The organism is Anabaena azotica SJ-1 (assembly GCF_047275885.1).
Classification (GTDB): Bacteria; Cyanobacteriota; Cyanobacteriia; order Cyanobacteriales; family Nostocaceae; genus Trichormus_B; species Trichormus_B azotica_A.
Genome location: NZ_CP178454.1, coordinates 5,774,220 through 5,795,236, shown reverse-complemented (window position 1 = coordinate 5,795,236; position 21,017 = coordinate 5,774,220). Strand labels below are relative to the sequence as shown.

General features: G+C 41.1%; 15 protein-coding genes. 13 read left to right on the top strand and 2 right to left on the bottom strand.

The features are described from left to right. Position 1 precedes the first annotated feature (1 nt). The 6 genes from ACLLO5_RS25185 (at position 2) to ACLLO5_RS25160 (ending at position 5,032) form a co-directional block, all read left to right on the top strand. Positions 2-1,954, top strand: a complete 1,953-nt coding sequence (locus tag ACLLO5_RS25185; RefSeq protein WP_413173209.1) for an ATP-binding protein — start codon at positions 2-4, stop codon at positions 1,952-1,954. Continuing rightward, entirely contained in the window at positions 1,951-2,205 is a 255-nt protein-coding gene (locus ACLLO5_RS25180; protein ID WP_413173208.1) for a hypothetical protein, read from the top strand. Before ACLLO5_RS25185 ends, ACLLO5_RS25180 begins: the two co-directional genes overlap by 4 nt. Next, entirely contained in the window at positions 2,202-3,593 is a 1,392-nt protein-coding gene (locus tag ACLLO5_RS25175) for a DUF4157 domain-containing protein (RefSeq protein ID WP_413173207.1), read from the top strand. Before ACLLO5_RS25180 ends, ACLLO5_RS25175 begins: the two co-directional genes overlap by 4 nt. A gap of 325 nt (positions 3,594-3,918) precedes the next feature. Beyond that, positions 3,919-4,365 carry a DUF29 domain-containing protein gene (locus ACLLO5_RS25170; RefSeq protein ID WP_413173206.1) on the top strand — a complete coding sequence of 149 codons (447 nt, stop codon included), beginning with the start codon at positions 3,919-3,921 and terminating at the stop codon, positions 4,363-4,365. A 147-nt stretch (positions 4,366-4,512) separates the two neighbouring features. Next, positions 4,513-4,803, top strand: coding sequence for a hypothetical protein (locus ACLLO5_RS25165; RefSeq protein WP_413173205.1), 291 nt, complete (start codon positions 4,513-4,515; stop codon positions 4,801-4,803). Continuing rightward, positions 4,793-5,032, top strand: coding sequence for a DUF6516 family protein (locus ACLLO5_RS25160; protein ID WP_413173204.1), 240 nt, complete (start codon positions 4,793-4,795; stop codon positions 5,030-5,032). Before ACLLO5_RS25165 ends, ACLLO5_RS25160 begins: the two co-directional genes overlap by 11 nt. A 38-nt stretch (positions 5,033-5,070) precedes the next feature. Here the strand turns inward: ACLLO5_RS25160 and ACLLO5_RS25155 are convergent, their stop codons facing one another. Continuing rightward, positions 5,071-5,475, bottom strand: coding sequence for a hypothetical protein (locus tag ACLLO5_RS25155; RefSeq protein ID WP_413173203.1), 405 nt, complete (start codon positions 5,473-5,475; stop codon positions 5,071-5,073). 268 nt (positions 5,476-5,743) lie between these two features. On the opposite strand from ACLLO5_RS25155, the gene ACLLO5_RS25150 reads away from it, so the two are divergent. The 7 genes from ACLLO5_RS25150 to ACLLO5_RS25120 all read left to right on the top strand — a co-directional run bounded on the left by ACLLO5_RS25150 (position 5,744) and on the right by ACLLO5_RS25120 (position 12,018). Further along, a complete protein-coding gene (locus tag ACLLO5_RS25150) occupies positions 5,744-6,382 on the top strand; it encodes a hypothetical protein (protein WP_413173202.1) in 639 nt (212 codons plus the stop codon). A 7-nt stretch (positions 6,383-6,389) separates the two neighbouring features. Continuing rightward, a complete protein-coding gene (locus ACLLO5_RS25145; protein WP_413173201.1) occupies positions 6,390-6,680 on the top strand; it encodes a LysM peptidoglycan-binding domain-containing protein in 291 nt (96 codons plus the stop codon). Between the two features lie 9 nt (positions 6,681-6,689). Further along, on the top strand, positions 6,690-7,826 hold the full coding sequence (locus ACLLO5_RS25140; RefSeq protein ID WP_413173200.1) for a hypothetical protein: 1,137 nt from the start codon (positions 6,690-6,692) through the stop codon (positions 7,824-7,826). Between the two features lie 182 nt (positions 7,827-8,008). Beyond that, positions 8,009-8,812, top strand: a complete 804-nt coding sequence (locus tag ACLLO5_RS25135) for a phage baseplate assembly protein V (RefSeq protein ID WP_413173199.1) — start codon at positions 8,009-8,011, stop codon at positions 8,810-8,812. Continuing rightward, a complete protein-coding gene (locus ACLLO5_RS25130) occupies positions 8,812-9,135 on the top strand; it encodes a hypothetical protein (protein ID WP_413173198.1) in 324 nt (107 codons plus the stop codon). Before ACLLO5_RS25135 ends, ACLLO5_RS25130 begins: the two co-directional genes overlap by 1 nt. Positions 9,136-9,138: 3 nt before the next feature. Continuing rightward, on the top strand, positions 9,139-9,489 hold the full coding sequence (locus ACLLO5_RS25125; protein WP_413173197.1) for a GPW/gp25 family protein: 351 nt from the start codon (positions 9,139-9,141) through the stop codon (positions 9,487-9,489). A gap of 18 nt (positions 9,490-9,507) precedes the next feature. Beyond that, positions 9,508-12,018, top strand: coding sequence for a putative baseplate assembly protein (locus tag ACLLO5_RS25120; RefSeq protein ID WP_413173196.1), 2,511 nt, complete (start codon positions 9,508-9,510; stop codon positions 12,016-12,018). A gap of 348 nt (positions 12,019-12,366) precedes the next feature. On the opposite strand, the gene ACLLO5_RS25115 is transcribed toward ACLLO5_RS25120, so the two are convergent. Then, positions 12,367-20,973: a beta strand repeat-containing protein gene (locus ACLLO5_RS25115; RefSeq protein ID WP_413173195.1), complete on the bottom strand. Its 8,607-nt coding sequence runs from the start codon at positions 20,971-20,973 to the stop codon at positions 12,367-12,369. Positions 20,974-21,017: the final 44 nt, after the last annotated feature.

Genomic DNA, 21,017 nt, shown 5'->3' with positions numbered 1-21,017 from the left:
AATGCTGAACAATTGGCAACAAAGAAATGCGGAATACTTGGCTGTATCTTTAACTTGGTTGCGATCGCATCTGAAATTGATGGCACAATCTTATGGTGAAGAAGAAATCTCATCTCAAATCAACGAAGAAATTGACAAAGCCGCTAAAATCATGGCGGAATTAGAAGAGATAGAACCGCCCCCAGCGTTAATTATACTCGGTCAGATATTTGGATTATCAACAATTGAGCGATCGCTACTTCTACTCTGTGCAGCAATGGAATTTGCCACCGATATAGCTAAATTATGTGCAGAAGCTCAAGATAACCCTAATCGACATTATCCCACCTTTGCCCTAGCTCTGTGTTGCTTTAATCATGTAACTTGGGATGTAGTATTACCAAATCGTCCCCTGCGTTATTGGCAATTATTAGAAATTCATCAGTCAAATACTCAACCCCTAACCACCAGTCCCCTACGTGCAGACGAGAGAATTGTTAACTATATCAAAGGAATTAATTATCTTGATGACCGCCTAGATAAACTAGTTTTACCCCTTAATCCTTGGTATGGACAAGATAAGATATTGCCTTTACCACCATCTCAAAAAAAAGTAGCATCAGCCATAATTGACCAAATTGAAAACAGCATCCAAACACAAAACTTTCCCATCTTCCAGTTATCAGGAATTGATACCCAAAGCAAACAAATTATCACTTGGCAAATTTGTCAAGAATTAGAACTAAAACTTTATCGCTTACCTGTGGAATTACTGCCCACACAAAGTACAGAATTAGCAAATTTTGCACGTTTGTGGCAGCGAGAAAGCAGATTATTACCACTAGCTTTATATATTGATATTCAAGGGTTAGATGACAAAGCGGGAAATTCGGCACTGCGACAATTTTTAACTCACAACGAAGGTATCATCTTTTTAGATATTCGGGATATTGGGTTTTCTCTAGAACTGCCCACAGTCACATTTGACATTGCCAAACCTACCCCAATAGAACAGCAACAAGCCTGGGAATTAACTTTACAAAACCAAGCTGATGGATATGCCAATAAATTAGCAAATCAATTTCACCTGAACTTCTTAGAAATCGCCAAAATAACCAAATCTGCACAACAATCAAATTATCACCTAGAACAACTGTGGAATTATTGCCTAGCCAGCACCCGTCCCCGTTTAGATACCCTTGCCCAACGCCTAGAAATCAAAGCCACTTGGGATAATATTGTCCTCCCTAAAGAAGAATTAGATTTACTGCACCAAATAGCCGACCAAGTGCGACAAAGGAATATAGTTTATGACCAATGGGGCTTTCGGCAAAGGATGAATCGGGGAATGGGAGTCAGCGTCATGTTTGCCGGAGAAAGTGGCACAGGGAAGACAATGGCCGCCGAAGTCATAGCCAATGATTTGCGGCTGAATCTTTACCGCATTGACCTTTCCGCAGTAGTCAGCAAGTATATTGGGGAAACAGAAAAAAACCTCCGCAGGTTATTTGATACTGCTGAAGATGGGGGAGCAATTTTGTTTTTTGATGAAGCAGATGCTTTATTTGGGAAACGTAGCGAAGTTAAAGATAGTCATGACAGATATGCGAATATAGAAATTAACTACTTATTACAAAGATTAGAAGCTTATCGCGGTTTAGCTATTTTAGCGACCAATATCAAAAGTGCTTTAGATGCGGCATTTATGCGGCGGTTGCGGTTTATTGTTAACTTCTCCTTTCCCGGAGTAATGGAACGAAAAGCAATATGGGAGAAAGTTTTTCCCCCAGACACACCAACAGAAGAGTTGGATTTTCACAAGTTAGCTAAATACAATTTAACGGGGGGAAACATCCACAATATCGCTGTCAATGCAGCTTTTTTAGCAGCCAAAGCGGGAACACCTGTAAACATGGATTTGTTAATGGCAGCAACAAAGACTGAATTTAGAAAAATGGATAAACCTTTTATATGAATATAAATCTCCAAATTGACCGCCTAATTTTAGAGGGAGTAGACCTTTCACCCCGTCAACGTCGCCAACTACAAGCCGCAGTAGAAACAGAATTATCTCGGCTGATGACAGTAAATGGCGTACCTGCGAGGTTGCAAAATGGCGGTAATATTCCCAAATTACCTGCAAGTTTAAATATTACAAATAATTCCCAACCCAGTTTGATGGGAGAGCAAATAGCCCAATCTATCTATACAGGACTTAACCAATGAATCGCCAACAAGTTACTCAGAATAACCAACAGTCCAAGAATGAGACACCTTTAGTTAGGGGCATTTTACAGCGTGCTGCTGTGCATTCTCAGGAAGAGGAATCATCAGACTACAGTGAGTCACGCTTTCATCAAGATTTTAGCCAAGTACCAGTTACGAATACAGAATCGGTAATACAGGCGAAATCAAACAAAACTGGATTACCAGATAACCTGAAAGCCGGAATTGAAGACCTCTCTGGTATAGCAATGGATGATGTGAGAGTGCATTACAATTCCTCTAAGCCCTCACAATTGCAAGCTTTGGCGTATACGCAGGGGACGGAGATTCATGTTGCACCAGGACAAGAAAAGCATTTACCTCATGAAGCATGGCACGTTGTCCAGCAAAAGCTGGGAAGGGTGAGGCCGATAATACAGGCTAAGGGCGTGGGAATTAATGATGATGAGGGGTTAGAAAATGAAGCTAATGTGATGGGAAACAAGGCTATTCATAGGACAAAAAAATCACCGATTGATACAAATACAAATACTGTCTGTGATGTGTTTAATTTAAAATACAATAGTTTATTGCAAGGTAGAGGTTTAGAGGGAAAGAGGTCTGAGTTAAGAAAAAAAGGTACGATTAAATCATTAATTAATGATAGTTCTCTGAAGACCGTGCAGAGACATATCAGTTGGGTAACTCCACCAGGACAATTTCAAATAGACGCGGATCGTCCTGGCTGGATGGACGGAGTTGGAGCGATGGCTCTAGGTCCTGGACAAAGCCGAAATCATATAGTCGATTTTGAAAATATTCAGAATGATTTAGCCAATATACTTAATACTATAGTGGCTGCTCCCACACTGGCGAATCAAAACCACTTGATTAGATTCACCGATGCTCTGATGCCTACAGTAGGGTTTCCAAGAACCAATATGGTAGCAATGCGAACAGCTTTGATTACATCAATGACAGCGGGACCTCCTGCTGTTGCAAATTTCCACACGGAGGCAAGAGCATTGCTCTCCAGGCTAAATAGTTCTCCTGATAATGTTCGAGTAGGTAATGCAGCCATCAATACGTCTATTGGACAGAACCTTGATGCAGACTTCATTCCAGGAACAGTTCTTTACCCAGGTGGAAATGTTCGTACTCATGTGGCACCTGCGGGAGTTCATCAAGGACCCACGACAGTATTAACATTAACACCCGCATCGAATGCAATAGTATATCAATACCAGCAAGAGACTACTCAAATGATTACCTTTGTTATAAATCCGGCTAACCGTCGTCAATTATCATCAGTTACAGGACCAACTGTTGGTACTGCTTTGCCGCTACCACCACACCCTGTGCTGGTTACAGATCCATCAGGAGTAGGATTACCTTTTCTATATACATAAATGTGATCGCTCTTGTAGAGTGCGTTAATTAAATGTAACATACTATATTCATGTTAATTTTCGGTGCGTTACGATCTCGCTCTAGCGTAAAAATAGACACGCAGCTATACACACTCTACTGTTATTGTCTAATCATCCCAACATCCTTTAGTGCGATCGCCTGATTGGTAAAATAGAAGAATTGCGATCGCTCTTGTAGAGTTCATTAATCAAATGTAACGCACAGCCTATCCTCTCTTTCAGAACCCAATTCACCCCAATAAGTGGCAAAATACAGAAGTGGAATAGATTTAGTCATTACTAAGAAAGCAAGTAGAGTACAGCAATGACTCAAACAAGTGAACTATATTCTCTGTATGAAGATGATAATGAGAAATGGTTAGCACAAACCCTGAAACTATTAAAAGAAAAACAACTAGAAAATCTCGACTTAGAACATTTAATTGAGGAATTAGAAGCGGTGAGTCGTCGAGACAGATTAACAGTTGAAAGTTTTTTAGAACAAATTATAAGACATTTATTACTCCTAGAATATTGGCAAGAGCAACATGAATATAACGCCAATCATTGGCAAGCTGAAATTATGAGTTTTAGAAGCCAACTCAACGAGTATTTAACTCAAAATTTACGCAATCATTTACAAGAAAATCAATCAAAAGTTTATCAAAAAGCATTAAAATATGTCAAGCAAAAAACAGGTATGATAATTCATTTTCCTGAAGATTGTCCATATACTCTCGAACAATTATTAAATCAAGATTGGCTGCCTTGAAAAGCTGATATTATAGTGCGATCTGCGCTTCGCTATCGCTCTTGTATCGACCGTGTTGATTGTAGTGCGATAAAATAGAAAAACAAGTAACCACTCTCACTCAAGGAACATTTTTTAGAATCTACAGTAGCAGGAGAGAAAAAAATAATGGCTGAACTCAAACTCAGGTCAAAAGATCCAGATTCCCTCAGACGAATTATTCAAAGTGCTTTGTCAGAAAGATTACAGGGTGTGACGGCAGGAATAAAAAGAACAGAAGAACGTCTTCTGGAATTTGAAAACAAATACCAATTATCGACAGAGGATTTTATAAGCCGCTTTAATAATGATGAATTTTCCCATAATTTTGACTTTGATGAATGGATTGGAGAATCTCGAATGTTGACACATTTACAACAAACACAAGAATCCATAGAGGAGATTGATTTTGTTGATTGAAGGTTATTTTCAGCAGATTCAGATTTTAATTGAATCCTCGGAAATAGTTAAATTATTTAATATAGAAAGTGAAAAGAGAGGAATGTATGAAGGTTTGATCAGAGGAAAAATCGACTTTCAAGATAATTCCTTTCTGTATTTCCGAGAATTTGTCTATGTTGAAATCTCCATAGATAGAAAAATGTATAGTTATCAATATATGAATGAAGTAGGCGAAGCGATCGCCTGATTCGTAAAATAGAGCTATTGCGATCGCCTGATCTTGCTTTATTTTTCGTCTGTACCCTTAATTAACTTTGGCTCAACAGTGGCTGTCAAGGCTTTTACCTCTGGAGTTCTCAGTAATTCCTTGCGTTTAGCCTCAGACCAATTTACCAACCATGCAATTGGTCGTCGCACCAAAATATCAATGGTCGTAGATACAAGTGTCTCAGGTGATACCTGAGCAGTTTCCAACCAGTAGCGAAAGTCTTTACCGCTGCGGTAAGCCACACTCCACAACCAGATCACAACCACAAAAAACAATAGACCCACTAAAAAAATTAGTCTACCGGCTTGTTGGAGCAACTTCCAAGCCTTAAGCACGGCTTGTTTAAAAGTCAAAGTTGTTTCTTGATCAGACAAGGTTTGCCATAATTCAATGGCTTGATAGTTAATGGGGTTAGGGTTCATGGGTTTTATAAGTGCTGAGTTGAGGAGAATTTAATTTATACTGGCTCTGTCTGTTTTACCTTGGCAGTAGGTAGTGAGGATGGGAGTGATTTTTGATATAATACTTCTGAAAAGATTTTAATCATAAATAAGTATATTTGCAGAAAAATATCAGATTGCAGAAACAATTTGTAGCAGTTGAAAGCCTAAAATCAAAGTGTAGATAGGGGAGATAGGGGAGAAAATTCACCTCCCTCATCCCCCTCACCTCCCTCACCTCCCCCTGAAAATGACCACATTCCCCGGTTCACCTAAGTTGATTAAAGGGGCGATTATTGCCCTCTCTCCAACTACCAATATGGTGGTGAATACTGTCACCTTCCAGTACAATCCAGAATCGCTCTCACGGACTCTCCAAGTGCAAGCACTGGAAAATGAAGGGGGCGCTCAAAGCGAGTCTCAGCGTCTGAAAGGAGCGCCAATTGAAACTATTAAATTAGATGTGGAAATTGATGCTACTGACCAGTTGGAAAAGCAAGATCCTAGCGCCATTTTGTTGGGGATTTATCCTCAACTTTCGGCTTTGGAAGTCCTGATTTACCCGAAAAGTAGTCAGGTACAAACTAATATGACACGGGCAGGACAAGGACAAATAGAAATTATTCCCGTGGAAGGATATGTGACTTTGCTGGTTTGGGGATTCAATCGGGTTCTACCGGTGCGCTTAACAGATTTTAATATTACTGAGGAAGCCTATGATGTGAATCTCAACCCAATTCGGGCTAAAGTTTCCTTGGGGTTGCGTGTCCTCAGTTATGATGATGTGCCTTGGGGACAAAGGAGTTCTCGGTTATTTATGAGTTACCAGAAAAACAAGGAACGTTTAGCTAAATTAGGTAGTATTAGTAACTTAGGTAATTTATTTTAGGTAAATAATGTTTGATCATACCAGTCGCTACTACAACTTAGATACAGCCAAATTCACCACTCCTGATGGTCGCAAGATTGCTTACACACGCCGTCGGTTTTTGCCCCAGGGTAATAGTTTACCAGTGTTAGAGGAGGTAGTTGTGAAACAGGGCGATCGCTTGGATTTAATTACAGCCCAATCCCTTGGTGATCCTGAACAGTTTTGGCAAGTGTGTGATGCCAATAATGCCATGCATCCAGATAGTCTTACGGCTGAATTGGGTCAAAGAATTCGGATACCAGTTCCCCAAATCTAGGAGGCTGTGATGGCACTTGGTGTTAATTTAACTTTATTAATTGGTGCGAATGTCCCCAAACCGGCTCCGAGAATGCTAATGGAGGCTTTTCAGAAGGTGGAAGTTACTCACAATGATGAGAAAACTTCTGGATTTCAGATTAACTTTCAGGTGGGACGTTCTGGTAAAAATGACCAAAAAGACTATCAATTAATTAATAATCCGCTGATTAAACCTGGTAATCGTGTGATTTTGATTGTCACTTTAAATGCTTCAGCCCAGGTACTCATGGATGGGATTATTACCCATCAACAATTTTCTCCCAGTATAGAAATAGGTGGTTCAACATTTTCTATTACGGGGGAAGATGTGAGTGTGATGATGGATTTGGAAGAAAAATCAGTAGAACATCCGGCTCAAGATGAAGCAATTATTGCCAATCAAATTATTTCTAGTTATTCCAAATATGGTTTAGTACCTAAAGTTATTAAACCACCATTGGTCGATCGCCCTCCCATCAATGAACGCATCCCTGTACAACAAGATACTGATTTGAAATATCTGCAAATGCTGGCACAGCGTTTTGATTATGTTTTCTATGTAACACCGGGTCCAGCGTCTGGGACAAATACAGCCTATTGGGGTCCACCGATGCGGAAAACAACTCCACAAAAGGCGTTATCGGTGAATATGGGGACATTCACCAATGTTGAATCAATTAATTTTCAGAATAATGCTTTATCTGCTAGTACCGTAGCTGGTCGAGTGCAAGACCGGAAAAGTAATAAAATTCAGTCAGTAAAGGCTAATAATAGCGATCGCACTAATTTATCACAACAACCTGGACTTGATAACAAGAAACTCCTGCGTAAAACCCAATTTCGGGAAACTGGACGGCAAATTTTACAAGCTGGGTCTAAAGCTCAAGCAATGGTTGATAATTCAATTGATAAGGTATTGGAGGTGACGGGGGAATTAAATACTATCCGTTACGGCGATTTATTAGAATTGCGTGGTGTTGTTGGTTTGCGGGGTGTGGGTCAAACTTATGATGGTCTTTATTATGTGAAGTCTGTTACTCATACTTTGAAGAAGGGGGAATATAAGCAAAGTTTTACGATCACTCGTGAAGGGTTGGGTACGACTGTAAGGGTTTTGAAGGTTTAGTGTTAAAGCTTTAAAAGAATATGGATTAAATGAACCGCGTTCGCGTAGCGTCCCGTAGGGATAGACGCGAAGAGCGCGAAGGAAGAAGGAAGAAGGAAAATATATAATCTGACTCTGGGAAGGGAGTGGAGGTTAGAAGATTTTTCTAGTTAGTAATGCATTATCTTTAATTTAAGAAAGTTATGCCACAATTTTTCGGTAAATATCGCGGTAAGGTTACTGCTAATCAAGACCCTTTATTTTTAGGTCGCATTCAGGTGAGTGTTCCTGCTATTTTTGGAGAAGGTCGCCAAAGTTGGGCTATGCCTTGTACTCCTTATGCTGGTAAGGATATAGGTTTGTTTACTATTCCACCTAAAGATACAAATGTCTGGGTGGAGTTTGAAGGTGGTGATCCTGATTATCCTATTTGGACTGGTTGCTTTTGGGGGGAAAATGAACTTCCTCAAAATGCTAAGGTGGATGATCCTGAGAAGGTTCAGGTGTTTAGAACTGCGGGAATTACTTTTACTTTGAGCAATTTGGGTGATAATAAGGGTTTGACTATTGAGGTGGAAAACCCAGTGGTAGAACGAAAATTAAAGATGGTTTTTAATGCTGATGGTGTAGAAATTAATAATCAGGATGAGACGACTATTAAGTTAACAGCAAATATGATTGAACTAAAAAATCGTGATTCATCAACTATTACGATTAATCAAAATGATATTCAACTAAAAGAAAGTTCGATTGAAATTAAATTGACAAATAATAGTATTGATTTAACTTGCTCTCCTGCAACTGTGAAACTGACTACATCTTCAGGAATTGAGTTAAATAACGCTCCTGCTAATGCCAAGATAACAGCCTCTGGGGTTGAACTTACCAGCACTCCTGCAACTGTCAAGGTGTCACCGAGTGCAATTGAATTAAGTAATGTTGCGGCTAACGTTAAACTTTCACCTTTGAGTGTGAATGTTAATAATGGTGCGTTGGAGGTAATTTGATGCCAGGATTTTTACTGAATGTTAGCAGTGTAGTTATTTGCGCTCACGGTGGACAAGCTAAACCCACTGTTCCTAATCCCCGTGTCCGAGTTATGGGTGCGCCAGTGTGTACTCAGGGGCCTCCTTATGTGGTTGCAGGTTGTGCTAATCCACCCCTACCTGTTAATGTTGGCCCTTGTATAGCAGGAAACTGGATTTTGGCTGCTTTGCGGGTCAAGGTGATGGGTTTACCTGTATTGTTATTAGATAGCCAAGCTATCTGTGTTCCTACGGGTACTCCTCTCACAGTTGTTTTCAGTCAACCCCGCGTCAAAGGAATGTAATTTATGGATATTGCCTATCCCTTTCGCATTGACCAACGTGGACGTATAGCCGCAGCTACTGAGAATGAGCATATTTTGCAAATGATTGAACAGTTGCTGTTTACTAGTCCTGGTGAACGAGTTAATCGTCCTGATTTTGGTAGTAATCTGCAACAACTAATTTTTGCACCCAATAGTGATGAGTTGGCTATTGCCACTGAGTTTATGGTGAAAGGAACTTTGGAACAATGGTTAGGTGACATTATTGAGATTGAGGCATTGGAGATTACTAATGAAGAATCAAGTCTGCAAGTTACAATTCAGTATGTGGTACTGCGTACCCAGCAACGACAGATTGGGCAGTTTTCTAGATAGAGGCTGTAAAAATAAATTATGAATACTCAGTACCAAAATTTTACTAATCAGCCGGGAATTGACCAACGACGGGAGAAAGTACGGACAACAAGGGGTGCAGATGGCAAGCCGGTTGTTAATGGTATTGATTATGTGGAGGTATTAAAAGACAGACAAACGGTGAGTGTGCATTTTATCTATAATCTGCCTGGAGAGGAGGATGGTGTACCTTCTGCACAGCCTTTGACGAGGGAAAATGTAGTTATTCAAGGGACAGGACGATCGCAAAGTTTGTCTGTTGAGTCGGTGACGACTTTTGCAAATATCCTGGTTTTGAAGGTCAACGAAGTAAATGCATATTCTTATACTTTATTTTTGGTCAATAATTTAGGTGATGGATCTCAGCCTCCCTCTGGTTTTGACCCTTTATTATCACAAGTTGAATTTTCTTTTCAAGTTAATGAATTAAGTGAATTTGACCTCAAAACTAAGTCTGATTCTCCACGGGAAGCGATATCTACTCCACCGGTTATTGACTATTTAGCGAAGGATTACGCCAGTTTTCGGCAGTTGATGCTAGACCGTCTCACGGTTACTATGCCGAAATGGCAAGAGCGTAATCCGGCTGATTTGGGCATGATGTTGGTAGAGTTATTGGCTTATGCTGGCGATCGCTTGAGTTATTATCAAGATGCTGTTGCTACTGAGGCTTATTTAGGCACTGCACGCAAACGAGTCTCTATTCGTCGTCATGCTCGCTTGCTTGATTATCCCATGCACGATGGTTGCAATGCCCGGACTTGGGTAACATTGCAAGTTAATTCTCAAGGTGACGGCAAAGTTTTATTAGGTGCTGCTGAAAATCGTCCTGGAATTAGACTTTTGACGAGGACAGATGAGCTATCTTTAGATAATTATGCAGCCTTAATCCAACAGCAAGTGCAGGTATTTGAAACCATGCACGATATTACTTTATATCAGGCTCACAATGAAATTGAGTTTTATACTTGGGGTAATGCAGAGGAATTTTTACCTTATTATTTAGCAACAGGGGCAACTCAGGCAACGCTAAAAAATAATCAACTCAAGCTTCAAGTTGGGGATGTGTTAATTTTTGAGGAAGTGCTGGGAACGGAAAGCGGTATCAAAGCTGACGCTAATCCTCAACATCGTCATGCTGTGCGTTTAACTTATGTCAAACCCAGTCAAGATAAATTATTAAATCAGGATATTGTCGAAGTGCAATGGCATCAAGAGGATGCTTTACCTTTTGATTTGGTCATTTGCACCGTTGTCAACGGTAAACGCTATACCAATGTGACGGTAGCAAGGGGTAATGTGGTTTTGGTAGATCATGGTTGTACTGTCAAAGAAGAACTTCCAGAGGTGACAGCAGGGAATCGCTATCGTCCCCGTTTAGAATTTGGACCTTTGACTCATCAAGGCTTTGTGCGGTTGAGTGTGCGGGAACTTTATACAAAAGATATCGCTATTAATAATCAAGGTTGTCAATATGCCTTTGACCCCACTGCACCAGCTAGTGTTGCACTGCGTTGGGAATTAGGAGATGTGCGTCCCCAAATTTGGTTGGAGGAACAGGATGATGAGATAATATACTGGCGATCGCAACGAGATTTACTCAACAGTGATAGTTCTGCTCGTGAGTTTGTCGTGGAAACAGAAGACGATGAACGTGCTTATCTGCGTTTTGGGGACAATGTATTAGGAAAAAAACCAACACCAGAAACTGATTTTTCAGCTATTTACCGCATTGGTAACGGTACTATTGGGAATGTAGGTGCAGATGCGATCGTTCATCTTGATCCTCAAATTCCTGATTTAGCTAGCTTGATTACTCAGGTACGCAACCCTTTACCAGCCAAAGGGGGTATTGATCCTGAACCCATTGAACAAGTCCGTCTCTATGCACCACAAGCTTTTCGTACTCAAAAACGTGCTGTTACGGCATCTGATTATGCAGATGTTGCACAACTATATCCAGGGGTTCGGAAAGCAGTTGCAACCAGGCGTTGGACTGGTAACTGGTACACCATATTTATTACTGTAGACCGAGAGGCTAATTTACCAGTTGATGATACTTTCAAGGATAAATTAGGAGCTTTTTTAGAACGCTACCGTTTAGCAGCACAAGATGTGGCAATTGAAGCACCGATTTTTGTACCTCTAGATATTGTTTTAGATGTGCAAGTGGCAACTGGTTATTTTGCTAGTAATGTGCAGGAAGAATTACAAACAACTACTTTTAGTAATCAGATTTTACCTGATGGAAAACTTGGTTTTTTTCATCCAGATAATTTCTCTTTTGGTCAACCTGTCTATTTAAGTCAAGTCATAGCCGCAGCCATGCAAGTACCTGGAGTGGTTTCTGTAAATCCCAAGCGTTTCCAACGTTGGGGACAACCACCACAAAACGAATTACAAACAGGTAAAATTAGTTTTGGGCGTTTGGAAATTGCTATTGTAGATAATGATCCTAATGCGCCACAAAATGGCAGAATCGCTTTTGAAATTTCAGGAGGTTTAGGGTGATGGGGATGAACGGTTAAAAATCCTCAGAGGTTATGAAACTTAAACCATCATTACCTAGTTTTGCAATTGGTAATTATCAATTGCTTTTGTTAGTTCTTGATGTACAGATGACATGAAACTGGCTTTTTTCAGCGAGGTGAATTTTGCTTTAGATATGAAATTTAAACACTCTAAAACTCTTTTTTGCCATTCTTTATCAGTTTTTATTCCACAGGAGTTAAACTCACAACAGAAGCTATGGCAGAAATTGAAACACAGATTCACCGCCTCCCCCATCTCAAAAAATGGTTTGTTGAAATTTTTGCTAAACCAGTATAGCTATTGGATCATCTTTTTTGTGGAGTTCTCTTAGAAGAACAAGAAATTAGATCCTGTGATGTTTTCAGAGATATTAGAACTACTAAAGCCATTGCTTCCAGATAACGTTACCAATAAATCCCCCGTAGCAAAACCAGTATTCCCAGAAATTCCATCACCGAGTCTAAACTGTGTTGAAGTACCAACAGTCTTCACATCAATATTAGTAATGCCAGAGAAAGAAAGCAAGTCACCACCTACACCACGGTTAAACTGCCAAATTACATCTGTGCCAGCGCCCTTAGTATAGAACACACTATCTACATTGGCATCTATACCCAGGTACAATCTGTCATTACCACTACCACCTATCAGCTTATCGCTACCTTCTTGTCCATAAAGTTTATCGTTACCAGCGGCACCGTTGAGGCTATTATCGGCGATGTTGCCGATGATGGTATTATTAAGTTTGTTGCCTGTGCCATTGATAGCAGTTGTACCTGTTAAAGTTAGGTTTTCTAGGTAGTTTGCTAAAGCCCAAGTAACCTCAGCTTTAACGCTATCTGTACCACCAGTCAATCCTTCACCAGTGATGCTGTCACCTGCGTTATCAATAATATAGGTATCATTGCCAGCGCCACCATTGAGAGTATCCGCACCCAGTCCACCATCGAGATAGTCGTTACCATCTCCACCGATCAGCTTATCGTTACTTTCTTTGCCATAGAGTTTATCGTTACCAGCACCACCATTGAGGATATTATCGGCGATGTTGCCGATGATGGTATTGTTAAGGCTATTGCCTGTGCCATTTATAGCAGTTGTACCTATTAAAGTTAGGTTTTCTAGGTTGTTTGCCAAAACCCGACTAACTGAAGCTTTGACGCTATCTATCCCACCAGTCACGTCTTCACCAGTGATGCTGTCACCTGTGTTATCAATAATATAGGTATCATTGCCAGCGCCACCATTGAGAGTATCCGCACCCAGTCCACCATCGAGATAGTCGTTACCATCTCCACCAGTCAGCTTATCGCTACCTTCTTTGCCATAGAGTTTATCGTTACCATTTGCACCGATCAGGACATCGTTTTGGCTGCTTCCTTTGATGAGTTTGGGATGAACATTGATAGTTGCAAAATGAATATCATCGGAGAAGAATTTACCATCAGTGACACGGAAGCCAAATTGAGCGTAATTATCACCTAGTCCTTTGGCATTGGGTGTAAATGTGAGTAATCCGGCGTTAATATCCGCAATAGATACTTCAGTCTGATTGCTAATTACTTGAGATCCAAGTTTTAACGTGCCTTGATTGGGGGTAGTTTCAATGATGACAGATTTAAGGGTATCATTAGCGTCGCCTTTGGTAAAGGGAAAATCAGAAACAGCGAAGGTGTAAGAGGTATCTGGGCTGAGGGTTTTGCTCAAGTCTGCGGTTTGGGGTGGGAAAATGTTATCGGCTAGGTAAGTGCTATTGTTAAAGCGATCAAGCAATGCTTGGGTAGAGAAGTTATCGTTAAATTCAGTAACAGTAAGCGGAAGATCGCCATCCCGAATTTGACGCAGTAAATCCTGTAATTCTTGACCGACTGATTGCAATTTGCCGTTAATTTGGAAGATTTTGTCGTAGATGTTGTAGGTTTGAGCGACGTTTCCATAACTGAGTGCTTCATGGTTGAGGGCATTGAGTGCGCCATCTATAGCTAATTTGGCAGCTAATTTCAGGGTTTCGGGTAATTCGGGGGCGATTTTATAGACCAAACTACCATCGACGAGTAAAGAGTTTTCTGGGGTTTGGAGGACATTATGAGCGATCGCATCTAGAATTTGATTAATCGGCTTACCCGTAAATGCGGCTAGTTGCTCGCTCACCAGTTGCACTTGCGCCCCAATTAAATAGCTTTTTGAGGCTTCGTCAAGATTTTGGGGATAACCAAAGGATTCAAGTTTACCAGTATCGGGATTAATTTGAATGTAAGGGGGATAATCAACGCCGTGGGCATTAAATTCAAACTTGACTGTACTATCGGTAATTAAGGTATTACTAGAATCGAGGTAGTTTTTGACCGTGCTACCGTCTGGAAGAGTCTGGTTCTCGTAGGCTTTGATTTCGGGATACGAAACCATCGTTGAGACATATTGGTGAGTGAAAATGGCTTGTTTGGCAAGATCAACTGAGTCAGAACCACCGAAACTGAAATTTGCTCCAGATAGGTTGTAAAAAGGAGGTTGACCATTAACAGTAGTTGTTGTTGCTAGACGAGCCAATCGCTCAACTAGACTGGTAAAGGGGGTAATGGTTGGCGAACCGAAGGGTGCGGTTAAAATACCTTCAAAGGGTAATTCGGAACCAGAGTCGATGCCGCCAATCATGGCGAGTCGTCCTTCAAAAATGCTTATTTTGCCATCGTGGTTAGCATCGAGTTGATTAAAGGTGGTGTCATCAATTAGCAGTTGAAACTGACCGTTTTGATTGGAGATTGTGGATATTTCGCCGTCATCAAGGATACCGTTAAGATTACCGTCTAGGAAGACCGTACCACCTTGGATGAAGCCGTCGATAACCTTACCACCCGAATTCGTATAAGTACCATCTAGGAACTTATATTTTTCAAAATTCTTAGCCCACCATATAACTGGTTTAAAGTTACCTGCGTAGGTGTAAACAGGACTAGTCGGATAGAAACTGTAGTTTCGTACATAGTCGTTAATAATTAATGTATCCGTACCTGCGCCACCATCAATGGTGTCATCCCCTGCACCACCATCAATGGTGTCATCCCCTGCACCACCATCAATGGTGTCATTCCCTACGCCACCTTTGAGAACGTCATTACCGTCGCCCCCATTAAGGATGTTGTTTCCAGCCCCTCCATCAAGCGAATCATTGCCCCAAGAACCGTCTAGACTATCGTTCCCGTCCTCACCAAAGAGAGAATCATTACCCGTCCAGCCATAGAGGGTGTCATTCCCCTGTCCACCGTAAAGGTTATTATTAGCCGATAGTCCTTGACCATCTCGGCTATAAATCACATCATTACCCGCTCCACCCCGCAATATTTTATAGCCAGCCCCTCCCCAGAGCGTGTCGTCTCCCTCTCCACCATCCAAGTCATCTTGACCATTACCTGCATAAAGAAGATCGTTCCCCAAGAAACCAGTGATAGTATCGTTACCATCTTGACCAATAATGGTGTCATCGCCAAAATCTCCTCTAAGGCGATCATCCCCAGCAGTTCCTATTATAAATTTGCCAAGGGCTTGCCCCACCGACAAGGTTTGTCCATTGATAAACTTAATATTCTCAACATTTAAGACAGTCTTAGTTTCACCATATCCGCTAATCGTTAGATACTCTGGGGAGCCACTGAAGGTATAGGAATTTTTATATCCGCCCAAAACGAGGATGTCATTGCCAGCCCCACCTTCAACATAGTCGTTGCCCGATCCAGGATCGAGAAGATCGTCCCCATCAAAACCGTAAAGCGTATCATTTCCATTGCCTCCATAAAGGCTATCATTGCCTCCATAATTAGCGTAGAGAAAATCGTTACCATTTTCACCGAAAAGTTGATCATTGCCATCAAAACTATATAGGTTATCATCGCCATCTCCGCCGTAGAGAATATCATCGTCACCATAGCTACTTAAATTGTCGTTGCCTGTATATCCATAGATAACATCCTTACCCTGGTCTCCCGATAAATTGTCGTTGCCAGCCGTTCCATAAATATTTTTATCCAGCACTTGTTGGATGGTGAAAGTTGTGCCATTGCTAAATGTTATCAATTCGACGTTGAAGACAAGTTTTCTTCCGGTGCTGTCTTTAATGTCTAAGCTGGTTGCTTCGCCGTTGCTTGCTGCGCCAGTAAAAGTATAGTCGTCCTTAGAGCCAACTAACAGGATCGTGTCTTTCCCATTGCCACCGTCAACATAATCGATGATGGGGTTATCACCCCATCTTGCTCCAGATCCGGCTGATAACGTATCGTCGCCATCCTCACCGTAGATATAATCGCGTCCATTTTCGCCGAAGATAAAATCGTTTCCAGATCCACCTCTGATAACATCACCTCCATCACCGCCGTTGATAGTGTCGTTGCCCATTTCACCGATTAAACTATCGTCACCTGATGTCCCTACGATAGACTGGTTTATTAGTGTAATGAAGGGAACTATTCCATCAATAAATTGATAGTTTTCAACGTATAAAGCTCGCACAACGACATTATTTCTGGTCAATGTGATAGTTTCGGGCTTGCCAGAGTAAGAACGGATATTGGTAATGGTGTAATTATTTTTGTATCCTGCCAAGACGAGGGTGTCATTACCATCGCCCCCATTAGCGACATCATTACCACTGCCGCCGTTTAGGGTATCATCGCCACTCCCGCCATCAAGGATATCATCACCATTGCCTCCGTTGAGGAGGTCATTGTCTTGCCATCCCTCTAGGGTGTCGTTGCCATCACTTCCGTAGAGGGTATCGTCACCTAGATTGCCGATGATCGTGTCATTACCCGCACCTCCATCGATGAGATCGTTCCCTAGCCGACCATTGAGGGCATTATTGGCACTATCTCCAGTTAGGGTGTCATTGTAATTACTGCCAGTTACTATTTCAATGTTGTAAATGCGATCGCTTTCGAGAGACGACGTTGCATAGGTAGTCGCGAGATTGACGTTAATAGCGACTGAACTATCGGTGTAGTCAAGAGTATCATTACCAGCACCACCATCTAGGGTATCGTTACCAGTTCCGTCAATGAGTATATCATCACCAGCCCCTCCTAAAAGGGAATCATTCCCCGATCCACCAAAGAGGGTGTCATTACCATCTTCACCCCAAAGAGTATCATTTCCTCCATCTCCAGATAGCCTGTCATTACCTTGCGCTCCTCCTAGAAAGTCATTGCCATTCCCGCCCGATAGTGTGTCGTTTCCTTCCCAACCATAAAGGCCGTCATTGCCATCATTGCCAAAAATGATATCATCACCTTCTTTGCCGTGTAGCGGATTATTTCCATCGCCACCAATTAGGGTATCGTTTCCAATGCCGCCATCAAGGTAATCATTGCCACTGCCGACTAGACTATCATCTCCTCCTTCTCCATATAGAATGTTGTATCCTCCGCCACTGTCTAAGCCGCCATCAAGGTAATCATTACCACTGCCACCATAGAGATAATCAGCCCCATCGCCACCGTAGAGGGAATCATTGCCATAGTTACCATATAGGGTATCGTTACCCTCGTCGCCATAGAGCAGATCGTTATCGCCATCAGCTGCAAACGAGAGCGTGTATTCATCTCCTCCATAGATAATATCGTTCCCCGATCCGCCATAGAGAGAATCCTGTCCAAACCCGCCATCTAATTTATCATTGCCAGCACCGCCATAGAGCTTATCACTGCTGTCATCGGTGTAAGCTGCATCGGACTGACCAAATCCTGCGATGTAGTCATCCCCAGTCCAGCCGTAAAGCACATCACTGCCTTTTTGACCTAAAATTGTATCATTACCATCCCCACCCATGATCGTGTCATTATCTCGTCCGCCTCTTATATAATCATTGCCACTTCCCCCATCAATCAGATCGTCCCCTTGCTTGCCAAATAGATCGTCATTGCCGTTATTGCCAAAAAGTTTATCTGTATTATTTCCTCCCTCTTTAGTATCATTGCCATCTCCACCAATAAAGTTAACCGGGTCATCTTTTTTGTCACCAAAGGGATTTAAACTTTCAAAGAAGTTTGTCAGACTGTTCAGGAGTTGAGAACCAGCATTATAAATAAAACTACCAATACTACTAACTCCAGATATGAAACCTTTAGTAATTAAGTCAGCAACATAGTTAGGAATAGAACCAACACCTTTTAATAAGGCATCTTCTACAAGTCCCCCAATACTGGTAAAAGACGCGAGAGAAACGGATAAGTCAAAGGTTTGTCCGAAAGCAGTAAAAGCAACCCCTGCTTGGGCATTGCTAATATCTTTACCGACAGTAACGCTAAAATTAGTGCCAAAACTACCAAAGATTCCAGCACTAACGTTAATCCCTCCTTTAACTGTCAACTTGCCGTTATTAACTACAAAAGAGGCATTAGAAAGGGAGGCTCCAGCAACTTTAACGGTGCCTGTGCCACTCCCACTCAAATTACTCGGATCGAGAGTAAAATTAACATTACTTAGCTCTAAAACACTGGCAAATCCTAGACTGTTGATATTCAGACTGATTTGAGAGCCATTGATACTAAAAGATCCACTTCCCAAATTTTGACCAAATAGAGTGCGAGTCGCTGTGCCACTTCCACTCAGATTTCTGGGATCGAGGGTCAAATTAACATTCGTTAAGCCTAAAAGTGAGCCAAAGCCTAAGCTAACATTACTAACACTTAATTGAGAGCCATTAATACTCAAAGATCCGCCACTAACGGATTGACCGAAAAGGGAAAGATTGCCTGAACCGCTGCCTGTTAAATTCTTGGGATCGAGGGATAGATTAACATTCGTAAAACCCAAGATCGAACCAAAGCCTAAATTGACATTGCTGATATTTAATTTAGAGCCATTAATCGTGAAAGCACCATTGGAGAGCGATTGACCAAAAAGAGTGAGATTACCTGAGCCACTACCCGTTAAATTTTGAGGATTTAGGGATAAATTTACGTTATTTAAGCCTAATAGTGAACCAAAGCCTAAATTAACATTACTAATATTAAATTGAGAGCCATTAATGCCGAATGTACCACCAGCAAGAGATTGACCAAAGAGAGTAAGATTTCCTGAACCACTACCCGTTAAATTTTTGGGATTTAGAGATAGATTAACGTTGGTAAAACCTAATAGCGAGCCGAAGCCTAGATTAACATTACTAATTTTAACTTCAGCCCCATTAATGCTAAATACTCCACTTGTCAGCGACTGACCAAAAACAGAAACATTCCCTGATCCAGTACCATTCAAATTCTTAGGATCGAGGAATAAATTAACATTAGTAAAACCTAAAACTGAACCAAAACCAACATTAACATTGTTAACATTAACTTTGTAGTTGGCGATATTAAATGAACCTGTTGCTAATTCCTGACCAAAAAGGGTAATCAGACCAGAGCCGCTTCCTGTAGGATTAATACGGTTTAAACCGACATCTAGATTATTGACATTAATCGCCAAGGTATCAAAGAAATTGAGATTAAAATTCTTGATATTGATCGACGTATTAGAAACCTTGAAATTAACCGCCGCAATTGTTTTTCCAAAGACTTCTAACTTACCATCCCCCTGCAAATACTGTTCTGTGTTAGAAACTTTTAATGCTAATTTTAAATTAGGATCATTAGCCCCCGTTAACTTTAAAAAGCCCCAATCTAAGGTAGAAAGTTTCAGTGAAGCCGTTAGAGTTTTGGTTTCCTTATCAACATGGGCAAGTAAAATTGCCTCCTGCCCCCAAGCAGTCAATTTGCCATTAATGCCAAATCCCTGTTCTAATAAATTAGCGCGAGTTCCAATTGCCGTCGGAAAAGGCACAAATTGAATAAGGGGATCAATTGTACCATCACCATCGCCATCAATAGATTGAATCTGGACATTCAGCAGGGTATCTAAAAACTGTAAACCTTGATTGATTGGATCTAAACTAATAACATAGGTATCAATCTGTTGCTGGATAAAAGGTCGGACTGGGCCTGTCCACAATTGCAATAAACTAACTGGCGTAGCTAAGGTTAAGGTCAACGCCATATTATCGACAGCAGTAGGATCGAAGAGAAAATTGCCATCAATAGTGACGGTTTTATTTAATGCCTTATCTTCCCAGATGACATTGCCACCAAAACCAAAGGTTTCAATGACAGGGGTTCCTACTGTCCAACCTGCTTGAAAAGCTAAACTTTGAATTTTAAATCCTTTTAAACCAAAGGGATCTACCCATAATTTTTCTGGATCTTCTGAGTCATTCGTATCTAAATTGAAGAAAGCACCTACCGCAGTAGTTTCTTGTACATCAAAGCTATAGCCACCAGCAAGTTTTAATTCGGGTTCACCCATTTGGGTCGGATCGTAACCATTAAGCAGTAAATTTCCTGTCAGAGTCAGTGAAACTGCCGCACTATGATCCACGCCCAAAGATATTTCAGGATCGACAAACTCAACTGTAAAACTACCTGATTCAAAAAGGGTAATTTCCTTTTTAAAAATACCTTTTAATTCAGCCGCTCCATCGGGATCGACGCTTAATTGGGTGGTTATCTTGTCTAACCCCAAGAGGCTGTCAATAAATGTAATTGGTGCTAGATTGATTTGAGATAGGTCGAACTCACTAACAATATTTAAGCCCCGACTCAGCCCAATTTCTCCTAAAAGGTCATTTTCGATATCATTTGCGGTTTTGGCAAAGTAAATTTCTGGGGTGGTAAATTTAATATTTTTGAGGATGGGAACGAAAGGGGTCACTGTCCCAAAATCTAGGACATAGGAGTTAGCAGATTGTTGGTAATTCAGTCTTACCGTGTTGGTATTAACATCTTCTATCTTAACCGAGCTAATTGCGATCGCGCTCTTTAATTGGGCTTCTAATGGGTCTAGGACGGGATAACCCTTAGACTCTAAACTGGTGAATAAGGCATCCCAAGTAGTGAAAGTGTTAGTAGGCATGGATCTAAATAGGAGGTGTACTAAGTAGTCGTGCAAAATAAATT

Bases quoted from the DNA above. Each gene is read 5' to 3' on its own strand.
- ACLLO5_RS25130 (WP_413173198.1), top strand. From the start codon at position 8,812: ATGCCAGGATTTTTACTGAATGTTAGCAGTGTAGTTATTTGCGCTCAC.
- ACLLO5_RS25115 (WP_413173195.1), bottom strand. From the start codon at position 20,973: ATGCCTACTAACACTTTCACTACTTGGGATGCCTTATTCACCAGTTTA.
- ACLLO5_RS25165 (WP_413173205.1), top strand. From the start codon at position 4,513: ATGGCTGAACTCAAACTCAGGTCAAAAGATCCAGATTCCCTCAGACGA.
- ACLLO5_RS25125 (WP_413173197.1), top strand. From the start codon at position 9,139: ATGGATATTGCCTATCCCTTTCGCATTGACCAACGTGGACGTATAGCC.
- ACLLO5_RS25150 (WP_413173202.1), top strand. From the start codon at position 5,744: ATGACCACATTCCCCGGTTCACCTAAGTTGATTAAAGGGGCGATTATT.
- ACLLO5_RS25170 (WP_413173206.1), top strand. From the start codon at position 3,919: ATGACTCAAACAAGTGAACTATATTCTCTGTATGAAGATGATAATGAG.
- ACLLO5_RS25145 (WP_413173201.1), top strand. From the start codon at position 6,390: ATGTTTGATCATACCAGTCGCTACTACAACTTAGATACAGCCAAATTC.
- ACLLO5_RS25140 (WP_413173200.1), top strand. From the start codon at position 6,690: ATGGCACTTGGTGTTAATTTAACTTTATTAATTGGTGCGAATGTCCCC.
- ACLLO5_RS25135 (WP_413173199.1), top strand. From the start codon at position 8,009: ATGCCACAATTTTTCGGTAAATATCGCGGTAAGGTTACTGCTAATCAA.
- ACLLO5_RS25120 (WP_413173196.1), top strand. From the start codon at position 9,508: ATGAATACTCAGTACCAAAATTTTACTAATCAGCCGGGAATTGACCAA.
- ACLLO5_RS25185 (WP_413173209.1), top strand. From the start codon at position 2: ATGCTGAACAATTGGCAACAAAGAAATGCGGAATACTTGGCTGTATCT.
- ACLLO5_RS25180 (WP_413173208.1), top strand. From the start codon at position 1,951: ATGAATATAAATCTCCAAATTGACCGCCTAATTTTAGAGGGAGTAGAC.
- ACLLO5_RS25175 (WP_413173207.1), top strand. From the start codon at position 2,202: ATGAATCGCCAACAAGTTACTCAGAATAACCAACAGTCCAAGAATGAG.
- ACLLO5_RS25155 (WP_413173203.1), bottom strand. From the start codon at position 5,475: ATGAACCCTAACCCCATTAACTATCAAGCCATTGAATTATGGCAAACC.